The organism is Roseibium sp., assembly GCF_050301095.1.
GTDB lineage: Bacteria > Pseudomonadota > Alphaproteobacteria > Rhizobiales > Stappiaceae > Roseibium.
In genome coordinates this window covers 1-20980 of sequence record NZ_JBNKYW010000179.1, presented here as the reverse complement: position 1 = coordinate 20980, position 20980 = coordinate 1, and the positions used below count along the sequence as shown (strand labels likewise).

The window sequence follows — 20980 nt, the reverse complement described above, 5'->3', positions numbered from 1 at the left end:
TACGGGGCTATTCCAAGGGGACTTCGGTTTGCTCCAAGGTCGGGGTTTTCATTTCGGCGGCGCCTTCCTGCCGCGCCATGTGGGCACCATAGAGTTTCGCAAGGGGCACGGCGGTAATCCCGTGCAGAACGGCGCTGATCCAGACCGCATTCACCGCCAGCATCAGCAGCGGTTCGCCGATCTCATGGTCGATCTGGTCGACGACCAGAAGCGCGAACAGGGCGGTCGCCAGGCCGCGGGGTCCGAACCAGCCGAAGAACAGCCGTGTCACCGGGGTGGCGTCGCTGCCGGTCAGCGACAGCCACACGGCCAGCGGCCGGACGACAAAGAGGCTGATCAGGATGAGGGCGAGGCTGGCGCCGGTGAGATGCTCGACGGCCTCCGGGACGAGCGCCAGGCCGATCAGGAAGAAGGCGCCCCAGGACAGCATCTGGCCTTCGTTTTCGGTGAACTCGTAAATGAAGGCGCATTGCCCCTTGACGACATTGCCGAAGAGAAGGCCGGCCACGAAAGCGGAAATGAAACCGTTGCCGCCGACGACATCCGCAGCGAGATAGGCACTGCACGCCAGAGCAATCGCGCCAATGCCCTCGATCGTCTCGGTCGTCATCCTGCGGTGCTTGGCAGCCAGGAAGAGGACACCGCCGACCGCCCCGATCAGGCTACCGGCAAGCGGACCGAAAACGAGTTGCTTGGCGGCGAAGATCAGCCAGTCGCCCGACCCCGGTTCCAGCATTTCTCCGGCAAGGCTGGTGAAGATCAGGATCAGGGGCAATGCAAGGCCATCGTTCAATCCGCTTTCAATGGTCAGCGCCCGGCGAACCCGTTCCGGCACGGCCAGGTTGGTGACCACGGCCTGTCCGAGGGCGGCATCGGTCGGCGCAAGCAGCGCCGCGGCGAGTGCGGCCATGACAAGATGATGGCCCTGGAGAAAGGGCACGGCGGCGACGGTGCCGATAATGACGGCCAGCGGCAATCCGATGACCAGCATCCTGAGCGGCCACTGGTGACGTTTGACCATCGCATGAACATCCGTCTGGGCAGCATCCAGAAACAGCAGAATGATCAGGGCAAGTTCGGCAACAACGTGCAGGAGGCGTTCGGCTTCCCCCACCGGCATCAGTCCGCTTTGGGCCAAAACATACCCGAAGCCGATATAGAGCATGGGGGCGGTCAGGATTCCCCCGGAGAGCTTTTTCGCCAGCAGGGTGTAGCAGACCGTGAACAATGCCAGCAACAAAAGTCCGGTTGCCATACGCTCTCTCCCGAGGCTCTCAAGTCATAAAGGCAGACCCGCGCGGCCATCTCAAATCATAACCCGATGACACGCATGTGTGGCAACCGTGATCCGCTGCCAGAGTGCGGGCTAGCGGAGCGGGGAGTTCGGAACGTTGCTGGGGGCTCAAAAGCGGTTCTTGTCGGCCTTGAAGAAAAACTTCGGATCGATGTTCCGCGTTTCGTCCGTCATATGGGCATTGTCGAGATGGAACAGGCGGCGTTCGTGCAGCCGGCCGAGGTCCAGGGTTTTCCTGTTGCTCGGATGGCTGAAGAACAGCTCCTGATACGATCCGTCCGCATGCGCCTTCTGCAAGCCGTCAAAGATGGCATCGTGAAGCGCATGGTTGCCGTTTTGCACGAAGAACAGTTTCATCCAGGGATAGTAGATCGCCAGGGATTGCTCGATTGCCAGATTGGGCAGGTGCTCCGACCACTGGGCATGTTCGACATAGATCTCGTCGACGCCGCGCGGAAAGGCGTCGGCGCGGCCGGCGGTGACAAGGCCGAACAGCAGGTGGTATTCGGCCGCCGTGACTGGAAAGCCGGCATCCTCCAGAACCTTGATATCGCCCCAGCCGTGACCTTGAACGAGGTTCAGCCTGGTAAGATCCTCCAGGTTCTCGATCCTGGAAAATTCGGCCTGACGCCTGCCGTCGATCAGGAACAATCGCCAGCCGAGCAATCCGCCGTTGATCGGGATGCGCACTGGCATGAGCTGTTTTTCCAGCTCCGGATAGGTGCCGTACCAGGCAATGTCCAGACCCTGGCCGTGCGACAGCAGGATCTTGGATCTCTGCTCGTTCATCGGTCCGAGCGGCGAGGGTTGCAGGTCCCAGTCGCCGCCGTGTTTCTGCAAGGCGAGCTTCAGAACCTGAAGGGGGATCTCTCCTTCGATTCGCCGTCCCGCTTCCACCGGATAATAGACGACCTCTCCAGCGGCGGTCGCAGCTGAAAGGAAAAGCAGCAGCAGAGCGACAGGAGACGAAAAAAAACGCATTCCGGATCTCCGGTGTCGGTGACACGCGACGACAATCTGGGTTGATTGTAGCAGAAGCGGGTAAAGCATGCCGTCAATCGGGACTGGTCCGGCCGCAAAAGACCGGTAGCCTCATGCTCTCACCCATGGGCCTGCACCTAAAGGCCAGGTCTTAACGCCGTCCGGCCAGACGCAGGGGCAGATGGATCGGGTTCTTCGGCGTGCCAGCGATTTCCAGGATCAGTTTCTTGCGCACCGCATCGGCAAAGGTTTCCGTGCTGTCCGCCGTCACGACAAAGGCGGCGGGGCCGCCGATGATCTTGCGGTAGAACATTTCCTCCAGATCGTAGGAGACGGGCCTGCCCGAGCAATGCCGGCACAGGACGGCAAGACCGTTGATGACGATGCCGGAAGACACGACTGTGTCCCGTGCCTCTTCGATTGTCGGACCGTTCCAGTTATTGGCGCTGTCTGCGGATAGATCGATGACCCGGCGCAGGCCGGTATGTTCGTTCATCTCGATCAGCTCCTTGCCTTTCAGCAGCGCCGCGCCGATGGCATTGCGCCCATAGGCCTTGCGCGGCGCCGCCATCAGCGTGCCGGCGAATTCCCGGGCTGACGCCATGCCGTCGATGATCGTCCAGCCGACAACGACGTCCTGGGAGAACATGTCCGCCCATTCGACATAGGTGACCGCGATCTTGCCATGGATGTTTCCGGTGATGACGTTCAGAACGGCGGGATCCGTGATTGCATCGGCATAACCGGATCGCTGGAACCGGATCTCCTCATCGTCGATGGACCCGGTTGCATCCGCCAGGAGGACGAGTTCAAGGTCGACCTCTTCGCTCAAGGACGGACCGGAAAGCAACAGGCCCCAGGCAAGGAAGACAGACAAAAACCGCATCACGCTCAGCTCCCGGATAAAGGCACTCACGTGTAGCTAGGGCAGGTGAGGGAAAAGGGCAGGGTGTTTTCTCAGCTGTCATTCCGGACAAGGAAAGTGGAGCTGGAATGATGGCGAGTGGAGAGCATCAAAAAACCCGCCCTCCTTCGGAGAGCGGGTTTTTCTTAAAAATCAGGTTTCGAACCGGTGTTACGCCACGGCCCGGGCCAGCGCGCACTGCGACCACAGGTCGTTGATCGCGTCGGCCAGCTTTTCGATGTCTTCGGCCGTGTGCAGCGGTGTCGGGGTGAAGCGCAGGCGCTCGGTGCCGACCGGCACGGTCGGATAGTTGATCGGCTGCACGTAGATGCCGTAGGTCTCCAGCAGGATGTCGGAGAGCCACTTGCACTTCTTGGCGTCGCCTACCATCACCGGAACGATGTGGCTCGGGTTTTCCATATGCGGAATGCCGCGCTTGTCGAGGGCGGCACGCACCTGGGCAACCCGGTCCTTGTGCGCCTTGCGCTCGAACGGGCTGTCCTTGAGGTGGCGGATTGAGGCGGCAGCGCCTGCGGCAAGTGCCGGCGGCAGGGCGGTCGAGAAGATGAAGCCCGAGGCAAACGAGCGGATGAAGTCGATCATGGTCCGGGAGCCGGTGATGTAGCCGCCCATGACGCCGAAGGCCTTGCCGAGGGTGCCTTCGATGATGGTCAGGCGGTCCATCAGACCTTCGCGTTCGGCAACGCCGCCGCCGCGCGGGCCGTACATGCCGACGGCATGGACTTCATCGAGGTACGTCAGGGCGCCGAACTTGTCGGCGACGTCGCAGATTTCCCGGATCGGCGCGATGTCGCCATCCATGGAATAGACGCTTTCGAACGCCACCAGCTTCGGTGCGTCCGGGTCGTCCGCCGCCATCAGCCGTTCCAGGTCTTTATAGTCGTTGTGCTTGAAGATGCGCTTTTCGCAGCGCGCATGGCGGATGCCTTCGATCATGGAGGCATGATTGAGGCTGTCCGAATAGACGATCATGCCCGGGACCTGGGAGGCGAGCGTGCCGAGGGTTGCCCAGTTGGACACATAGCCGGACGTGAAGATCAGGGCCGCTTCCTTGGCATGAAGATCGGCGAGTTCGCGCTCCAGCAGGACGTGGTAGTGGTTGGTGCCTGAAATATTGCGCGTGCCGCCGGCTCCGGCGCCGCATTTGGCGATGACGTCCTGCATCGCGCCGACGACCTTTTCGTGCTGGCCCATGCCGAGATAATCGTTGGAGCACCAGACGGTAACGTCCTGGACGGAGCCATCTTCGCGGTAGCGGGTCGCCCGGGGGAATTCACCGGACTTACGTTCCAGATCGGCGAATACCCGGTAGTTGCCATTGTCGTGAAGTTTGCCCAGGCGCTCTTCCAGATACGCGTTCACGTCCATGAAACCGGTCCTCTTCATCGCCGCCCGCATAAAGCGGCGCCTCTCTCTCGGGCCACGCAGGTTCGCGTCCAGGCGGCCAATTCGTATTCGGGTGCGCCAATCTTCGCTCGCAGACTAGCAGCTAACCTGTAACCATTCAAAACTGCATTACAGATCTTCCGTCCTTGATCAAGGTCAAGACAGCCGGATGCGTCCAAACGCCATAGGCCTGGGCACGGCGCAGGCTTACCCGATTCCCCTACGGAACCTTCCAAAATCTACCCGTCAAAATTTAACAAAGGAAAACCGGACGAAAGGCGCAACCAAACTGGTCCTGGTGGCGGTAGCCTTTGTAATTGCTTGAATCATTTATAAATTCGAATGTGTGAATTAATGATCTCCGCCAACCGCACCGGATTTTTCCGTGGCTTCGGTGCCGCTACGAACCGAACAATTCCGCCCACATGAGGCCGGGTCGAAGCCCGCAAATTCAAGCCGAATTTTTTTGAAACTTTTTTTGAAAAATCCGGCCAGTCGGAACCGGTCATTTGCGCCCGGCGGGAGGGGTGGTTGAAGATTTCACGGATGTGATCCGGCGAGTCGCGAAGTTGAGACTTGCTTTCCCTCACATAAACATGAATACTGATTCATGTTTCATGATACGGGAGGAGCCGGACGTGACAAAACCGGCCGGAGCAGCACAAAAGACACAAGCCACCCAGCCGAAGACGGCGCGGGGAGAAGCCACGCGCAAGGCCATTCTGGCCGCCGCCGAGCGGGTCATCGGTGCAAAGGGCTATAACGACGCCTCCATCGGCCACATTACCAGCGAGGCCGGGGTCGCCCAAGGCACGTTCTACATCTATTTCAACACCAAGGAGCAGGTCTTTTCCGAACTGGTGCTGGAGATGGGGCGCCTCGTCCGCCACACGATTGCCGAGGCAACACAGGGGATCGGCAACCGGCTCGACGCGGAAAAGGCAGGCTTACAGGCCTTCCTGGAGTTTGTCTGCGCGCATCCCGACCTTTACCGGATCGTGCAGGAAGCGCTGTTTGTCGACCCGAGTGCCTACCAGGCTTACTACGAGGCCTTCGCAGGCGGGTATCAGACCGGTCTCGAGGCCGCCGAGGCGGCCGGGCAGATTTCGAGGGGCGACGCGGAAACCAGGGCCTGGGCCCTGATGGGCATTGCCCGCGCCCTTGGCGAGCAGCTGGTGGTCTTCAAGACGGACAAGCCGATAGCCGACATCGTCGCCAGCGCCTCCGATCTGATCGAAAACGGCCTGAAAGCGGCCCCCTCGCCGTGACCCCTTCAGGAGCCAAAGTCGAAACGGCATTGCGGGACGGCGTCTTCCGGATCTGGCTGAGCCGGCCGGAGCGCCACAATGCCCTGGTCCCGGAGCTGATCGCGGACCTGCGCGCCGCCATTGTCAAGGCCGGCGAGGCGGAGCCGGTGGCGCTGGTCCTGTCCGGCCGGGGGCACAGCTTTTCCACCGGTGGTGACATTTCCGGTTTTCTGGCGCACGCCGGTTCCCTCAAGGAGCTGCGCACCTATGCGGAAGAGCTGGTCGGCGGGTTGCATGACGCGATCCTCGATCTTCTTGCCTTTCCGGCGCCGGTCCTTGCCGCGGTCAACGGCCCGGTCACCGGTGGGTCGACCGGCCTGATGCTGGCGGCCGACATGGTGGCCATGTCGGAGCGCGCTTTTGTGCAGCCCTACTATTGCGAGGTCGGCTTTGCTCCCGACGGCGGCTGGACGGCGCTTCTGCCGGACCGGATCGGCACGGCCGCGGCGCTTCGAATCCAGTACCTCAACGAACGCATCGGCGCGGAGAAAGCCCGGGCACTCGGGATTGCCGACAGCGTGCGGCCGCTATCGCAGCTGGAAGCGGAAATCGATGCCTGGACGTCGGCAATCGGACAGGGCTTTGGCCAGACCCACAAGGCAACGCGGGCAAATGTCTGGGACGCAGAACGGCTGGGCGCCGTGCGCCACCGCCTCGACCGGGAAAAGGACCGGTTCCTGGATCTGGTCGCCCGGCCGGAAACGCTTTCCGGCATGAAGGATTTCGGAAAGAAGCGTGCCTGAGACGCGTTTTGTGACGAACACCAGGTGTTGGGAGGACACATGGAGTTTTTGACCGACATGGCCGCCAAGCGGGCGGAACTGACACCGGAAGCGGTCGCCTTCACCGACCACGAAACCGGCCGGAGCTTTACGTTCTGCGAAGTGAACAGCCGCGCGAGCAGGCTCGGCAACCTGTTGCTGGACCGGGGTCTTGAAAAAGGCGACCGGGTTGCGGTGCTGTGCCAGAATCATCCGGATTTCTTCATCCTGCTGTTTGCCGCCCAGAAGACCGGCCTGCTGCTGGTCCCGCTCAACTGGCGCCAGCCGGTTGCGGAGCTGAAGCCCATCCTGGCTGCCTCGAAGGCAGGGCTTCTGTTTCACGACGGCCCCTTCGCGGAGACGGCCCGGGACCTCGTCTCTGGCTCCGATGTCGGCCTGCTGCCGCTCGGCGCCACCCAAGACGGCGGCAGCTTCCTGGACGGTCTCCTGAAAGGCGTCAGCGCCGCGGCGATCGGCGATGGCCGGGTAAAGGCCTCCGCGCCCTGGTATTTGCTGTTCACGTCGGGAACCACCGGCCTGCCGAAGGCTGTCATCCAGACGGCGGGCATGGCCTATGCCAACATGATCAACTACGCCCAGGCAACGGGATTGTCGGTCGGCGAAAAGGGCGTCAACTTCCTGCCGCTCTTTCATACTGCCGGCATCAATCTTCCGACCCTGCCGATTTTCCTGAACGGCGGGTCCTCGGTCGTCCTGCGCAAGTTCGAGCCCGAGATCGTTCTGGACATGATCGGGAAGGGCGAGGTGACGGCCTTCTTCGGCGTGCCGGCGATCTATCAGGCCCTCGCCCTGTCGAAGAAGATCGGCAGGACGGATTTTTCGAATGTCCGCTCGCTTGGCTGCGGCGGCGCGCCGGTCCCCAAACACCTGCTGCTGGATTTTCAGAAGCGCGGCGTCACCATCTGCAACGGCATGGGCATGACCGAAACCGGTCCGACCGTGTTTCTGATGGACAAGGATCATGCTGCGGAAAAGATCGGCTCGGTCGGCAGGCCGCAACTGCTCACAGATGTGCGGCTGGCCGATGGCGACGGTGGTATTCTGGAAGGCCCGGGAGAGGGCGAGATCCAGTTTCGCGGCCCGAACATCACTCCCGGCTACATGGATAATCCGGAAGACACCGCGGCGACCTTCACGGTTGACGGCTGGCTGAAGTCCGGCGATGTCGGCCGGCGGGACGAGGACGGCTATTATTACATCGTCGACCGCATCAAGGACATGTACATCTCCGGTGGCGAGAACGTCTATCCGGCTGAAGTGGAGAAGGTGCTTGTCGGCCATCCGGCGATACTGGAAGCGGTTGTGATCGGCGTGCCGGACGAAAAATGGGGAGAGGTCGGCGCCGCCTTCCTGCTCGCCCGGCCGGGCGAGGAGATCGACGTCGATGCCCTGCCCGGATGGTGCCGGACGCATCTTGCCCCATACAAGATCCCGAAAAGTTTTTCCGTTGCCACCGACCTGCCGCGCACGGCGGCAGGCAAGGTGCGCAAGAACATCCTGAAAGACACCTTTCTCGCAGAAACCACGCCGGAGGACGCCTGACGTCATGAGCCTCGCCGCCGATATACCCCTGAGCGCAACCTTCACCTGGATCCCGAGGCAGGCGGATTTCGACGCCTTCGCCAGGCTTTCCGGCGACGACAATCCGATCCATGTCGATCCGGAATTCTCCGCCCGCACCCGCTTCGGACGCACGGTCTCCCACGGCATGCTGCTTTACACGCGCGTTTTCGCGCACTTGAAGGCACTCTATCCCGGACGCCCTCACGCCCTTCAGACGCTGATGTTCCCGAACCCCTCCTATGCGGACGAGGAACTGACCTTTTCCTTTCAGGAAAATCCCGGGAAGGCGGACCAGATCCTGATCGAGGTGAAGCGCAGCGCCGACGGTGCGGTGACCCTGTCCGGAACCTGTGACCTTGGAGGAGAAAAATGACTTTCGAACTCGGACAGCGGGCGGACCTCGCCCGGACCTACTCGGAAGAGGACATGCGCGATTTCGCAAGGCTTGCGGGTGACGACGCCGATGTCCCGTCGTCCGTTCCCGGACCGCTGATCGGCGGCCTGTTCTCCTATCTCCTCGGCGTGGAACTGCCGGGCCGTGGTACCAATTACCTGAAGCAGAGCCTGGAATTTCTGGCGCCCGCGCCTGTCGGTGAAGAACTGACCGCCTCCGTCACCGTCACGCGCCTTCGCCCGGAAAAACATCTGGTGGATCTGGAAACCGTTTGCGAGGCCGCAGACGGCACCCGCATCTGTCAGGGCAGAGCGCTTGTCTATGTCGAGGATGTCGGCAAGGGCTAGGGTGCGGACTCATGAAATTGTGCTTTCAGGCGTCAATCGGGTGCAGAAGAGCAAGGAAAAGCCTGCAGAACCAAGCTGGTGCATGGTGCAAAGGCTTTGACGCGGCTGTTCAAAGCCCGATTGACGTTCTTCGGATCGCTCGGGAAGGAACCGCCTCCTGCGTTGGGAAAGCTTGAAAACCAGCCAGGTTTCCTGCTCTTTCCCGCCTTGGATACGATCCTTTCCCGAGCGACCTGAATGTACAATTTCATGTGACCGTACCCTCGGTAACCGCCGGGTCGCGCGCGCCTAGTCGCCCTCCACGACCCGGACCCTGGCCGGCCAGAAGGCGTAGTGTTTCGCAAGCCTTGCCGCCATCGGGATCGGTTCCTTATAAACCCAGCCGATTTCTTCGCCGCCAAACGCGATATAGCTTGCATCGCCCTTGATCGGGCAATGAGTGGATTTGCCGGTTGTTTCGAAGGTGCAAGTCAGATCCGCTTCCGGGACATAGACCACCGGATCGTAGACCGACTTGCCGATTTCCATCACCCGGAGCGTGTTCCGGCTGTCCGCAAGCAGCGTGTCACCTGCATAGACGCGGATGCGCCGGGGGACATCCTTGATCACCATGAGATGGTCCGGATTGTCCGGATTGCGGATGGCGTCATCAAAGGCTGTGGATGCCTGGGCTGTCATCGCGGTCTCCTGTCAGTCACGGAAAACGTGGGGGTGGTGCCTTCAAAGCGCAAAGGAAATTTTCTGACTTTGCCGTGATTTCTTCACAGACACTGACCAAACAGATATCCATGTGTCCACCTGAACATAGATCTGTCGGATTTGACCTTTCTTGTGTCTGCATCTTCCTTGGAAGAGATGTGGGACTGTCATTGCCTGGGGATTGATTTGACTGAAATCACGATTACGCGGTCGGTCCGCATGCCCGATCCCTTCCGGGTCGAACGGTTTCTGTCCAATCCGAAACTCGGGCCGAGGCTTCTGTTCTTCAGTGGCGGCTCCGCGCTCAACGGCCTGTCGCAGACCCTGAAGCGCTATACGCACAACTCCATTCACCTCGTCACGCCTTTCGACAGCGGCGGCAGTTCGCAAGGGCTGCGCCTCGCTTTCGACATGCCGGCCATCGGCGATCTCAGAAGCCGGCTGATGGCCTTGGTAGACGAGACCGTGCTCGGCCATCCGGACGTCTTCCGCCTGTTCACCCACCGGTTCGCGAAGGACGGGGAAAGCCGGGACCTTGCCGCGCAGCTCGACGCGATGATCGCGGGCTCCCATCCGCGGATCGCCCCCATCGATGCGCCCATGCGCACGCTGATCCAGAACCAGCTCGGCACCTTCCGGAAAGCCTGTCCGCCAAGCTTCGATCTGCGCGGCGCGAGCATCGGCAACCTGATCCTGGCCGGTGGCTACCTCGATCAGAACCAGCAGCTTGAGCCGATCATCTTTCTGGTCGCCAAACTTGTCGGCGTGCAGGGCACCGTCCGGGCGGTCTGCGACGACAATCTGCATCTGGGCGCGGAACTGGAAAGCGGCGGCACGGTCATCGGCCAGCATCTCCTGACCGGCAAGGAACATCCGCCGCTGGCTTCGCCGGTCCGGGAGTTCTTCCTCAATCGCGGTCTGGGTGCCCCCGACCCCGTATCGGCCGATTTCCCGGCCCGCAACCGCACTTTGCTGAAATCCTCGGACCTGATCTGTTATGCGCCCGGCAGTTTTTACACCAGTCTGGTGGCGAACCTCCTGCCCGAAGGGGTCGGCCGAGCCATTGCCGCGCATACGGTTCCCAAGGTCTATGTTCCGGCGCTGGGCGACGATCCGGAAACGCGCGGCATGACGCTTGCCGACAAGGTGGGCTGCCTGCTGGGCTATTTGCGGCGGGACGCCGGTACGGACTGCCCGACTGAGCGTCTCCTCAATCTGGTGATCGTCGACAGGAGCACGCCGGAAGTTGACCTGGACGGATTAAGCGAAGCCGGCATCCCGGTTCTCAGGCTCGATCTTGTAAGTGAGGGTTCGGCCCCCTATTACGACCCCGTGCGGCTGAGCGAAGCGCTGGTTTCGCTGGTCTGACGGATTTTTTGGGGGGTACATGAAGGAGAAAAACACTTGAAACGCACGCCGCTGTTGAACCGTCACCTGAGCCGTCTCGTGGCCTCGCTCGGCCATATGGACGAGATTGTCGTGGCGGATGCCGGACTGCCGGTGCCGCCCGGCGTCGAGGTCATAGATCTTGCGGTGTCTCCCGGCATGCCGGGCCTCTTCGATGTGCTCGACGCCCTGTCGCAGGAACTGGTGGTGGAGCGGGCGATTTTCGCCAGCGAGGCATCGCCCGAACTTGTCACCCAGTTCGAGGTGAAGCTGGCCCATTGGGCGGCCGAAACCGGCAAGCCGATCGAGGACGTCCAGACCTCCCATGAAGCCTTCAAGGCGCGCACGTCCAAGGCCCGGGCTGTGATCCGCACCGGTGAGTGCACGCCCTACGCCAACATCATTCTGGTTTCCGGCGTCCCTTTCTGATCCTTGTCGCTGACGCGGACGGGCGGGGCCGATCGGCCTTGATGCCGCGTTCGGTGCCCGCAGATCGCCGCGGCACCGGCTTTGCCATGCCGCCTCGGGGCCGGTTCCGAAACTTTCCCTTGCCATGTTTCGTTGTTGTGTCAGCGGCTTCCCGCTTCGCAAAAATTTAAATTTGCATCACCAAAACCGATTTTGTTGACTTACAAAATCGGTTTTGTAACCTCGTTTCAAACAAAGACTCAGTCGCTGGGCACGCACCCGGCAGGCTGCGGAAAGAATGTTTCGGAGCGGCACTCGCTCCAGGGGAGGATGCATGACGCGGACATCCGGTTCCGTGACGATCGATGACGTTGCCCGCCATGTCGGTGTCGCCAAGGGCACGGTCTCGCGCGTCCTCAACAACTACACGGACATCTCCGAAAACACCCGCAAGCGCATCCTGAAGGCGGTGCAGGACCTCGGCTACCAGCCCTCGGCGACGGCTCGCAATCTCAAGCGCGGCCGCCAGGACACGCTCGGCATCGTCATACCGGTCGGTCACGGCAGCGGCGCCGATCCCTTCCTGTCGGAATTCATCGACGGTATCGCCAGGGCGCTCGATGAACTCGGGCTTGACCTGCTGGTCACCACGGCGCATTCCCCCGGCCATATGGTCGAGACGATCCAGCGCCTGATCGCGCGCCGGAAAGTGGACGGTTTCATCGTCACCCGCACGGCCGTCAACGACACGCGCATTGCCTATCTCATGGAAAAGAACTTTCCGTTTGTCGCCCATGGACGGACCGGAAATCCGGAGGGATATGCCTGGTTCGACATCGACAACGAAGCCGCCTTTGCCGACGGCGTCCGTCATCTCTACAGCCTCGGGCACGAACGGATCGGGTTCCTCGGCGGTTCTCTGGATCTGAACTTTGCCCTGCAGCGACTGAGCGGCTACCGGCAGGGACTGGAAGCGCTGGGGGTTGCTCACGATACGGATCTGGAGACCCTGCAGTCCATCAGTGAAAAGGGTGGCTTCGCCGGAGCCCGGGAGTTGCTTTCCCGGGACAGGCCGCCGACGGCGCTCCTGTGCGCGACCGACGCCCTTGCCATCGGGGCCGTGCAATTCTGCAGAAAATACGGCCTCAAGGTCGGGGCCGACGTCACGGTCATCGGCTACGACGGCTTGCCGGTCGGCGAATACCTCGATCCGCCGCTGACCACCTTTTCCCAGAGCGCGCAGGAAGCGGGCGGCCGTGTCGCCCGCATGCTGATCGACGTTCTGGACGGCAAGGATCCGGCAAGCCTGCAGGCGCTTGCCAGGGCCACTCTGATCCGGCGTGCCTCCGACGGTGCGCCATCCATGACACCGGAGGCGCTGTCGGCGCTGCTCCGGACCCGGCTGAACGACCAGCCACATTCTGGCAGTAAGGGAGAGTAAGATGTTTGGGAGGACAAGATTCCTGGCCCCGGCCGTTGCGGGCGTGCTCGCGTTCGGTTTGAGCACGGCGCAGGCGGAGACGCTTCGGTTCTGGACGACCGAGGAACAGCCGGAGCGCCTGGCCAAGCAGGAGGAAATGGCCGCTGCTTTCAAGGAAAAGACCGGTATCGAAGTGGAGGTCATTCCGGTAAGCGAATCCGACCTCGGCACCCGCGCAACCGCGGCTTTTGCAGCCGGCGACCTGCCGGACGTGATCTACCACACGCTGCAATATGCACTGCCTTGGTCCGAAGCCGGTATTCTGGATACGGAAGCGGCAACCGAAGTCGTTGAAAAACTCGGCATCGACACCTTTGCGCCCGGTGCCGTGGCCATGGCGGCAGTGGAAGACGGCATCGCTTCGGTACCCGTCGACGGCTGGACGCAGATGGTGGTCTACCGCAAGGACCTCTTCGAGGAAAACGGCCTTGCTGCACCCAACAGTTATGGAAACATTCTGGCGGCTGTCGAAAAGCTGCACAATCCGCCGGAAATGTTCGCCTTCGTGGCCGCGACCAAGATCGACGAGAATTTCATGAGCCAGGTGCTGGAGCATGTGCTGCTGGCCAATGGCGTGAGCCCGGTCGACAGCGCCGGTTTCAAGGCGCTCGACGAGAAGAAGACCATCGAGGCGCTGGAATTCTACAAGGCCATCGCCAAGGCCTCGCCTCCGGGCGATCTCTACTGGAAACAGTCCCGCGAGCTTTATTTCGCCGGCAAGGCCGCGATGATCATCTGGTCGCCCTTCATCCTGGACGAGCTGGCCGGTCTGCGCGACAGCGCACCGCCAACCATCACGGACGATCCGACTTCCCGCGAACTGGCATCGAAGACCGGCGTGGTCACCACGCTCAGTGGTCCGTCCAATCCGGACGGGGCTGCCTGGGCCGATATCCGCTACTTCGGCATCACCAACGATGCGGACACGGAAGCGGCCATGCAGTTCGTCGAATTCTCCATGGATGACGGCTACATGTCGACGCTCTCGATCGCACCGGAAGGCAAGTTCCCGATCCGCCGCGGCACCAGTGACAATCCGACCGCCTTTGTCGACGGCTGGGCCAAGCTGCCTGTGGGGGTCGACCGCAAGGCGCCGCTGACCGATCTCTATGATGCCGATACGATCAAGACCATCGTCTCCGGTCTCGACACCGCCAGCCGCTGGGGCGTCAAGGAAGGCCAGCTGTCGCTTGCCTCCAAGATGATCAACAGCCAGGTGATCAATCGTCTGGTGCGCGAGTACATCGATGACGAGCGGGACGCGGCAGCAACCGTCGCCCGGCTCAACGAGGAACTGGCCAAGATCCAGTAACGATCCTCCGCCGTCCCAAGGCAGGACCGGGCAGTTCTTCTCCGCGAAGGATTGCCCGGTCCATAACCTGGACTTCAGCCGCCTCCCGGTGGCTGATAGGGCACGATCGATCTCAATGCCGGACCCCCGGGTCTTTCCATCGGCACCGACAGAACCTAACCACCTACAAAACCTGACCACCGGCAGACCCTGACAGATGAGCACCAAGACCAGAGCAGACGCGTTATCAGGTCCCCCGAGGGGGATCGGGCCGATGCAGCGCCGCGAGATGTGGCTGGCCTATCTGATGCTGGCACCGACCTTCGCCATCATCCTGATGATTGTCGCCGGTCCGCTGCTTGCCAATTTCTGGATCAGCGTCAAACCGGTGCAGCTCGGCGATCTGCGCGCGCCTTCGGTCCTTGTCAATGAAAGGTTGCGCGGTGCTCCGGAAGCAGCGGGCGACAGTGCCACCCTGGAATACCGCCTGCGTAATTCGTCCCGGGACGAGGAAATCCGCAACGTGGTTCTGAAGGACGAGGTGCCGGAGGGTTTCACCGTCACCGGCCTGCCGGAAGCCTGCGCGCAGAACGGATCGGCGCTTACCTGTACCATCGGCACGGTTGAACCGGGTTGGCGTGACCGGCTCAAGGTGGAAGGCACCGTCTCGGAAGCCTTCCTGGCGGCCGACCGGCCGGAACGGGCGAGCGAGCCGGTGGTCTCGGGCGAAGCCAACAATGTGCTGACCAATCTCGACTTCACCTTCGAGAATTTCAGCCGGATCTTCAGCGCCGAGGAATTCTGGTCCGTGCTGCGGGTGACTTTCTATTACACCATCTTCGGCACAGGCGGCGCGCTGGTGCTCGGCCTCTTCGCCGCCCAGCTCCTGAACACCGCCTTCATTGGCCGCGGCTTCCTGCGCGGGCTGTTCCTCTTCCCCTATGTCTCGCCGGTGATCGCGGTCGCCTTCACCTGGGTGGTGCTGTTCGATCCCTTCTCCGGTACGCTCAACGCGCTTCTGACCAAGATGGGCGTCATCGCCGATCCGATCAATTTCTTCGGCCAGCGAGCGGTCGAGTTTTCGGTTTTCGGCATCCCTATGGAATTTCCGCTGGCGCTCTCCACGGTGATCGCCTTCGAGGCCTGGCGCTATTTCCCGCTGTCCTTCCTGTTCATCCTGGCGCGCATGCAGTCGATCAACACGGATATGTATGAAGCCGCCGAGATGGATGGCGCGACACCCCTGCAGCAGTTCTGGTACCTGTCCCTGCCGCAGCTCATGGGCATCCTGTCGGTCCTGTTCCTGCTGCGGTTCATCTGGACCTTCAACAAGTTTGACGACATCTTCCTGCTGACCGGCGGCAACGCGGGCACACGTACGCTGACGGTGGATGTCTACGAGCAGGGCTTTGCTCTCTCCAACCTCGGCGCTGGCGCCGCCGTTGCCGTGGTCGTCTTTGTCGTCCTCGTCACCTTCGCAACGCTGTTCATCCGCTTTTCGCCGAAGGAGGAAGGGCTATGAGACCCGGAAGTGTCCTTCTGGCCGCGCTCACCGGCCTGGTCTGGGGCGTCGTCGCCATGGTGGTGTCCGGCGTCACGCTGACGCTGGTGACCGGCGAAGTCGCCTTGCCGCAGGCAAGTGCCGCAGGTCTTGCCGGTCTCATGAGCGCCCTTGCCTTCGTCTGGCGGCAGTCCTCGGAAAAAGCCGGCGGCATTCCGGCCCCGGCACTGGCCGCGGCGGTCCTGTTTCTGGTGCTGATGATCGCTTCCTTTGCCGCCCCCTTCGGCCTGCCGCTTTCCACGGTACCTTTCTGGCAAGGGTTGGCGCTCTTCGCGTTCCTCGCCAGTGTGACGGCGGCCAACCGGCTCTGCCTGACGGGTGCCCGCCTCGGCGCCATGAGCCGCTATGAGCGCGAGGTGATCTACATCCGCATCGCCAAGGGCATCGGCTTTGTTGTCTTCACCATCATGGTGGCGCTGCCCTTCTACGTGATGGTGATGACCTCGCTGAAAAGCCAGCAGGCTTTGCTTGCCAATCCGCTGGATCTTTCCATCGACGTCTCGCAGGGGCTCGACGGCCTCTTGCGCTCCTATGTGGAGCTTTTCACGAAGTTCCATTTCGGTCGCTATCTGGCGGTCTCCGCCTTCGTCTCCGTCGCCACTGTGGTGCTGACCCTGATCTTCTCCGTGCCGGGGGCCTATGCGGTCTCGCGTCTGCGCTTTCCGGGGCAGGCGTTTCTCGCCCGCTCGGTCCTCCTGATCTACATGGTGCCGGCGATCGTGCTGGTGATCCCGCTCTATGCGGTCTTCTCGCAGCTGGGTCTCCGCAACACGCTGACCGGGCTCCTGATCGTCTATCCGGCGACCACCATTCCCGTCGCGCTCTACATGCTGCAGGGCTATTTCCGCGGCCTGCCGTCGGAACTGGAGGAGGCCGGTCTGATGGACGGGCTGTCGCGCCTCGGCGTAATCCTGAAGATCACCCTGCCGCTGTCGCTGCCGGCGCTCGCTTCCGTGTCGCTCTATGTCTTCATGATCGCCTGGAACGAATTCCTGTTCGCCTTCATGTTCCTGGATGATCCGGACATCTTCACCCTGTCGCGGGGTGTCGTGTCCTTGAATTCCTCCGAGGTGCCGCGTCAGCACCTCATGGCGGGCGCGGTGATTGCGACCGTGCCCGTCCTTTTCATCTTTCTCTGGTTCGAACGCTTCCTTGTGCAAGGCCTGACGGCCGGCAGCGTCAAGGGATAACCGATGTTTCAAAGGGCACTTCAAGAGGCCCGGGGAGTTTGCTGTGTCGCATGCAGAATTGGATAATCAGGCAAGGGCCATACTGACCGGCAACGATCAGGGCGGTTATACCATCCCGACCAAGGGGCTTTACCCCTATCAGTGGAACTGGGATTCCGTCTTTGTCGCGCTCGGCTTTGCCACTTTCGATCAGGACCGTGCCTGGCGGGAAATCGAAATGCTGTTCGAGGGCCAATGGCGCGACGGCATGGTGCCGCATATCCTGTTCCGCAAGGACGACCCGAGTTATTTCCCCGGACCCACCGTCTGGGGAACCGATGGCGGACCGATCCCGAGTTCCGGCCATTCCCAGCCGCCGGTCGCCGCTTCCGTCGTCCATGACCTGCTGGCAGGCGACACGACGGGCAGGGGAGAAGAGCGGGCAGAACGGCTCCTGCCGAAGCTGATGAACTGGCACCGCTGGTATCTTTCCTACCGCGACCCGGACGGCCTCGGCGTGATCGCGGTCATCCATCCCTGGGAAAGCGGCCGGGACAATCTGCCGGACTGGGACGAGGCGCTGCGTGCCGTCGAGGTCAGGGACATCGGGCCCTACGAGCGCAAGGACACCTCGCATGTCGATCCGGCCATGCGGCCTCACAAGGAGGATTACGACCGGTACCTCAGCATCGTTGCCGCCTGCCGGAACGTCGGCTGGGATCCGGCCAAGGTTGCCGCGACCTGCCCGTTCTTCGTTGCCGATCCGGGCGTCACCTTCATCTTCCTGCGGGCCAACCGGGATCTTCTGGCGCTTGCCGAACGGCTCGGGCGCAACGAGGAAGCCGATGAGATCCGCGGCTGGATCGCGAAGATGGAAGAGGGCGCAGCCCGTCTCTGGAACGAAGATTTGATGGCCCATGTCGCCGTGAACGAGCGGACGTGCAAACAGACGGACGGCATCTCCAGCGCATCTTTCCTCGCCCTTTACGCAGGGCTTACGGACACAAGGACATTGTCCGCCCTGCAAGGGCATTTTGACCGCATTGCCGCGAAGGTCCGTTACCTGATGCCGTCCTACGATCCCGGGCATCCAAGTTATGAACCCTTGCGTTACTGGCGTGGGCCGGTCTGGGCGATGATCAACTACATGATCGCAAAGGGCTTTGCCGAGGCAGGCGACAAGGCGCGTGCCGAGCGGCTGAGAGCCGATACGGCCAAGCTGATCGAAACCGGCGGTTTCGCCGAATATTTCAGCCCGGAATCGGGCGCGGGTGCCGGTGGCGGCGCATTTTCCTGGACATCGGCGATCTGGCTCTCCTGGGCCTCGTCCACGCGTGCGGAACAGGCAGCCTGAGGAGTGTTTCATGGGAGCGATACAGCTCAACAAGGTCGAGAAGTGGTTCGGCGATCTGCAGGTCATCAAGGGGATTGATCTTCAGATCGAGGATGGCGAGTTCGTGATTTTCGTCGGCCCCTCGGGGTGCGGGAAATCGACCCTGCTCCGGCTCATATCCGGGCTTGAGGAAACCAGCCGTGGTACGATCGATATCGACGGCAAGGACGTGACGGCGCTGCCGCCCTCGGGCCGGGGCCTGTCGATGGTGTTCCAGTCCTATGCGCTCTACCCGCATATGTCTGTGCGCGAGAACGTCGGCTTCGGCCTGAAGACGGCAGGTGTTCCCAAGGACGAGATCGAGAGGAAGGTGAACGCGGCGGCGGAAGTCCTGAAACTGGACGACTATCTGGACCGGCGCCCCAAGGCCCTTTCAGGCGGCCAGCGCCAGCGTGTCGCCATCGGCCGCGCCATCGTGCGCGAGCCGAGCGCCTTCCTCTTCGACGAGCCGCTGTCCAACCTCGACGCGGCGCTGCGCGTGGAAATGCGGTTCGAGGTCGCCCGCCTGCACAAGAGCCTCGGCACAACCATGATCTACGTGACCCACGACCAGGTGGAGGCGATGACGCTTGCCGACAAGATCGTGGTGCTGCAGGCCGGACGGATCGAGCAGGTCGGCTCGCCGCGCGAGCTTTACGAGCGGCCGGACAATCTCTTCGTTGCCCAGTTCATCGGCTCGCCCAAGATGAACGTGCTGCCGTGTTCGGTCGAAGACGACCGGTTTTCACTCCAGGGCCACGGCGGCGGGCATTATCCCCACGCAGGATCGGACCGGGTACCGGTCAGGCTCGGCGTCCGTCCGGAGCACATGAGCATCGTTGGTGAAGGCGAGGGGCATTGCACGGGGACGGTGGAAGTCGCCGAATATCTCGGAGCCGACACCTTCCTCTATGTGGCCCTCGACGGCCTCGACACGATCCTCGTCAGGATTTCGGGCAGCGAAGAGATCGAGGAGGGCACTCGCATCGGCCTGACGTTCGACGAGAGCCGCATGCATTTCTTCGATGCCGAGGACAGGGCGGTGCGATGAGCGTAAAGCGCTCTAGTTGATCCTGTCACCTTTCCCCAGTGCGCCGCTTCCCGTTGGGGGCGAGGTGGGCGCCGCTCCCAGCTGCTGATCCGCCGTGCCGTCGTATTGGTCAAGGCTGTTGGACATGGCGACGGCGACACGGTCCATGAAGACGGTGTGTTTCGTTTCCCAGGAGAGCGAGAACCCGCGGCTGTCCACCGGTGTTTTCATGATGCGCAGGAAAAAGCTTCGGCCATCCTGCTCGCCCGATATGACGAAAAAGTCGTTGCGCTGCACCTTGTAGTCGATGACGCGGCCGGATCTCTGTTTCGCGAGCCGTTTGAAGAGATCCTGGTAGCCTGTTTCTTCCGCGGGCACCATCAGGGTTTCGAGCTCTATGCTGCCGTCAAAAGCGCGCCAGCGGGTTCCGCGCTCGGCCGGAGATGGAGGGTCGAACAGCTTGACCGGTACGCCGAGCGAAATTCCGGCCGCCGCATCATTCAGATATTTGAAGCCAACCCGGTTTGCCAGATCCAGTCCGTCACGCAGCAGGATCTGCATCTGGTCGTTACTGAGAACGCCGGTTTGAGGGTAATCCCGATGTTTTTGAAAAGACGTCAGGGCGTTGTAGGTATTTTGTCCGAAGTCTCCATCCACGACAGTCCTGTAGTCGCCGGTAAATACCAGAAGGTGCTGTATCCGGATCCGCTGCCCGCGATCCAGGGAATAGAACCAGTCCTTCGACTGGCCGTAGTCCGCAAGACAAGTGCTGAAGGAAATGACGAAAAAGCAAAATGCACTGATGACAACACGCATGACCGCCCCCCGATAGGAGCCTCCAATTTTCACCAAAAGCGGCTCCGTGGGAACAGTCCGGCAGGGTTTTGCCGGGGATATTTCCGAGGGAGCGGATGAAAGAACGTGAATTCCAGCCCGGCAGTCAGGTCTTCAGTGCGGGACCACGTCGACCTTGTGGTCGGTCGTCTGACTGCCCGCGGTGCGTAGCACGCCCTTCACCGGGGCGGCATCGCCGTAGTCCCGTCCGCGGGCGACGACGATGTGGTCCTGGCCGACCCGGAGCGCGTTGGTCGGATCGTATTCGATCCAGCCGGCTTCGAACCCGCACCAGGCACGGACCCAGGCATGCATGGCGTCGGCGCCTTCCAGGCGCGGCTTGCCCTCGGGCGGCAGGGTTCTCAGAAACCCGCTGACATAGCCGGCCGGGATACCGATGCTTCTGAGGCAGGCGATCATGATATGCGTGAAGTCCTGGCAGACGCCGTGCCTGCGTTCAAAGGCCTCGAGCGCGGGCGTGTCGACGGTGGTTGCCTCCGCGTCGAACCGCATGTCCTGGTGCAGGGCCTTGCCGATGGCCTCGATGACGGCAACAGTGCTCATGTCCCGGCCGACATGCTCCTGCGCATAGACGGCAAAGGCCGGATCCAGCGGCAGACGCGGGGAGGCGGCCAGAAAATGCACCGGTTCGCCCGGTTTCAGCGACTGGATGCTGGCGACTTCCCGGGCCAGCGACGTCAGCGGCGGTGAAATGTCGAATTCTTCCGGCGTCGCCGTCCGGTCGATCCGGGCCTTCAGCCTGAAGCAGAG

Annotated in this window: 20 protein-coding genes; 13 read left to right on the top strand and 7 right to left on the bottom strand. The window is 61.9% G+C overall.

All coding sequences use genetic code 11. The features are described 5' to 3' along the window. Nucleotides 1-7: 7 nt before the first annotated feature. From ACQY7U_RS16925 to hemA, 4 genes are all read right to left on the bottom strand, one after another. Nucleotides 8-1255: a cation:proton antiporter gene (locus ACQY7U_RS16925; protein ID WP_428646740.1), complete on the bottom strand. Its 1248-nt coding sequence runs from the start codon at nt 1253-1255 to the stop codon at nt 8-10. A gap of 147 nt (nt 1256-1402) precedes the next feature. After that, complete coding sequence (locus ACQY7U_RS16920; protein ID WP_428646737.1) at nt 1403-2275, bottom strand: hypothetical protein; 873 nt, start codon at nt 2273-2275, stop codon at nt 1403-1405. Between the two features lie 151 nt (nt 2276-2426). After that, nucleotides 2427-3161, bottom strand: a complete 735-nt coding sequence (locus ACQY7U_RS16915; protein ID WP_428646735.1) for a DUF1194 domain-containing protein — start codon at nt 3159-3161, stop codon at nt 2427-2429. 189 nt (nt 3162-3350) lie between these two features. Next, on the bottom strand, nt 3351-4568 hold the full coding sequence (hemA, locus tag ACQY7U_RS16910; RefSeq protein ID WP_428646732.1) for a 5-aminolevulinate synthase: 1218 nt from the start codon (nt 4566-4568) through the stop codon (nt 3351-3353). Between the two features lie 656 nt (nt 4569-5224). On the opposite strand from hemA, the gene ACQY7U_RS16905 reads away from it, so the two are divergent. From ACQY7U_RS16905 to ACQY7U_RS16885, 5 genes are read left to right on the top strand one after another with little or no spacing between them, the layout of a single operon-like run. Continuing rightward, on the top strand, nt 5225-5854 hold the full coding sequence (locus tag ACQY7U_RS16905; RefSeq protein ID WP_428646729.1) for a TetR/AcrR family transcriptional regulator: 630 nt from the start codon (nt 5225-5227) through the stop codon (nt 5852-5854). After that, a complete protein-coding gene (locus ACQY7U_RS16900; protein WP_428646726.1) occupies nt 5851-6636 on the top strand; it encodes an enoyl-CoA hydratase/isomerase family protein in 786 nt (261 codons plus the stop codon). Before ACQY7U_RS16905 ends, ACQY7U_RS16900 begins: the two co-directional genes overlap by 4 nt. Nucleotides 6637-6675: 39 nt before the next feature. After that, nucleotides 6676-8217 carry an AMP-binding protein gene (locus ACQY7U_RS16895; RefSeq protein ID WP_428646723.1) on the top strand — a complete coding sequence of 514 codons (1542 nt, stop codon included), beginning with the start codon at nt 6676-6678 and terminating at the stop codon, nt 8215-8217. A gap of 4 nt (nt 8218-8221) precedes the next feature. Next, complete coding sequence (locus ACQY7U_RS16890; RefSeq protein ID WP_428646721.1) at nt 8222-8611, top strand: MaoC/PaaZ C-terminal domain-containing protein; 390 nt, start codon at nt 8222-8224, stop codon at nt 8609-8611. Further along, nucleotides 8608-8979 (top strand): phosphate acetyltransferase, encoded by a 372-nt coding sequence (locus tag ACQY7U_RS16885; RefSeq protein WP_428646718.1) that lies wholly within the window; start codon nt 8608-8610, stop codon nt 8977-8979. The genes ACQY7U_RS16890 and ACQY7U_RS16885 overlap by 4 nt, the downstream gene beginning before the upstream one ends. 288 nt (nt 8980-9267) lie before the next feature. On the opposite strand, the gene ACQY7U_RS16880 is transcribed toward ACQY7U_RS16885, so the two are convergent. Next, complete coding sequence (locus ACQY7U_RS16880; protein WP_428646715.1) at nt 9268-9657, bottom strand: DUF427 domain-containing protein; 390 nt, start codon at nt 9655-9657, stop codon at nt 9268-9270. A gap of 207 nt (nt 9658-9864) precedes the next feature. Between ACQY7U_RS16880 and ACQY7U_RS16875 the strand changes: the two genes are divergently transcribed. The 8 genes from ACQY7U_RS16875 to ACQY7U_RS16840 all read left to right on the top strand — a co-directional run bounded on the left by ACQY7U_RS16875 (nt 9865) and on the right by ACQY7U_RS16840 (nt 19396). Further along, a complete protein-coding gene (locus ACQY7U_RS16875; protein WP_428646713.1) occupies nt 9865-11046 on the top strand; it encodes a GAK system CofD-like protein in 1182 nt (393 codons plus the stop codon). Nucleotides 11047-11082: 36 nt separating this feature from the next. Further along, nucleotides 11083-11493 (top strand): D-ribose pyranase, encoded by a 411-nt coding sequence (gene rbsD, locus ACQY7U_RS16870; protein ID WP_428646710.1) that lies wholly within the window; start codon nt 11083-11085, stop codon nt 11491-11493. A 313-nt stretch (nt 11494-11806) separates the two neighbouring features. Continuing rightward, nucleotides 11807-12913, top strand: a complete 1107-nt coding sequence (locus tag ACQY7U_RS16865) for a LacI family DNA-binding transcriptional regulator (RefSeq protein ID WP_428646708.1) — start codon at nt 11807-11809, stop codon at nt 12911-12913. A 1-nt stretch (nt 12914) separates the two neighbouring features. Next, nucleotides 12915-14264, top strand: a complete 1350-nt coding sequence (locus tag ACQY7U_RS16860; RefSeq protein WP_428646705.1) for an ABC transporter substrate-binding protein — start codon at nt 12915-12917, stop codon at nt 14262-14264. Between the two features lie 253 nt (nt 14265-14517). Further along, a complete protein-coding gene (locus ACQY7U_RS16855) occupies nt 14518-15765 on the top strand; it encodes a carbohydrate ABC transporter permease (RefSeq protein ID WP_428646702.1) in 1248 nt (415 codons plus the stop codon). Next, nucleotides 15762-16994, top strand: coding sequence for a carbohydrate ABC transporter permease (locus ACQY7U_RS16850; protein WP_428646699.1), 1233 nt, complete (start codon nt 15762-15764; stop codon nt 16992-16994). The genes ACQY7U_RS16855 and ACQY7U_RS16850 overlap by 4 nt, the downstream gene beginning before the upstream one ends. A gap of 43 nt (nt 16995-17037) precedes the next feature. Beyond that, entirely contained in the window at nt 17038-18327 is a 1290-nt protein-coding gene (locus ACQY7U_RS16845; RefSeq protein ID WP_428646695.1) for an MGH1-like glycoside hydrolase domain-containing protein, read from the top strand. Nucleotides 18328-18337: 10 nt separating this feature from the next. Continuing rightward, entirely contained in the window at nt 18338-19396 is a 1059-nt protein-coding gene (locus ACQY7U_RS16840; protein ID WP_428646692.1) for an ABC transporter ATP-binding protein, read from the top strand. A gap of 12 nt (nt 19397-19408) precedes the next feature. On the opposite strand, the gene ACQY7U_RS16835 is transcribed toward ACQY7U_RS16840, so the two are convergent. Continuing rightward, nucleotides 19409-20191, bottom strand: a complete 783-nt coding sequence (locus ACQY7U_RS16835; protein ID WP_428646690.1) for a peptidoglycan-binding protein — start codon at nt 20189-20191, stop codon at nt 19409-19411. 132 nt (nt 20192-20323) lie between these two features. Continuing rightward, the coding region (locus ACQY7U_RS16830) for a transglutaminase-like domain-containing protein (RefSeq protein WP_428646687.1) at nt 20324-20980 on the bottom strand (657 nt) is incomplete at its 5' end.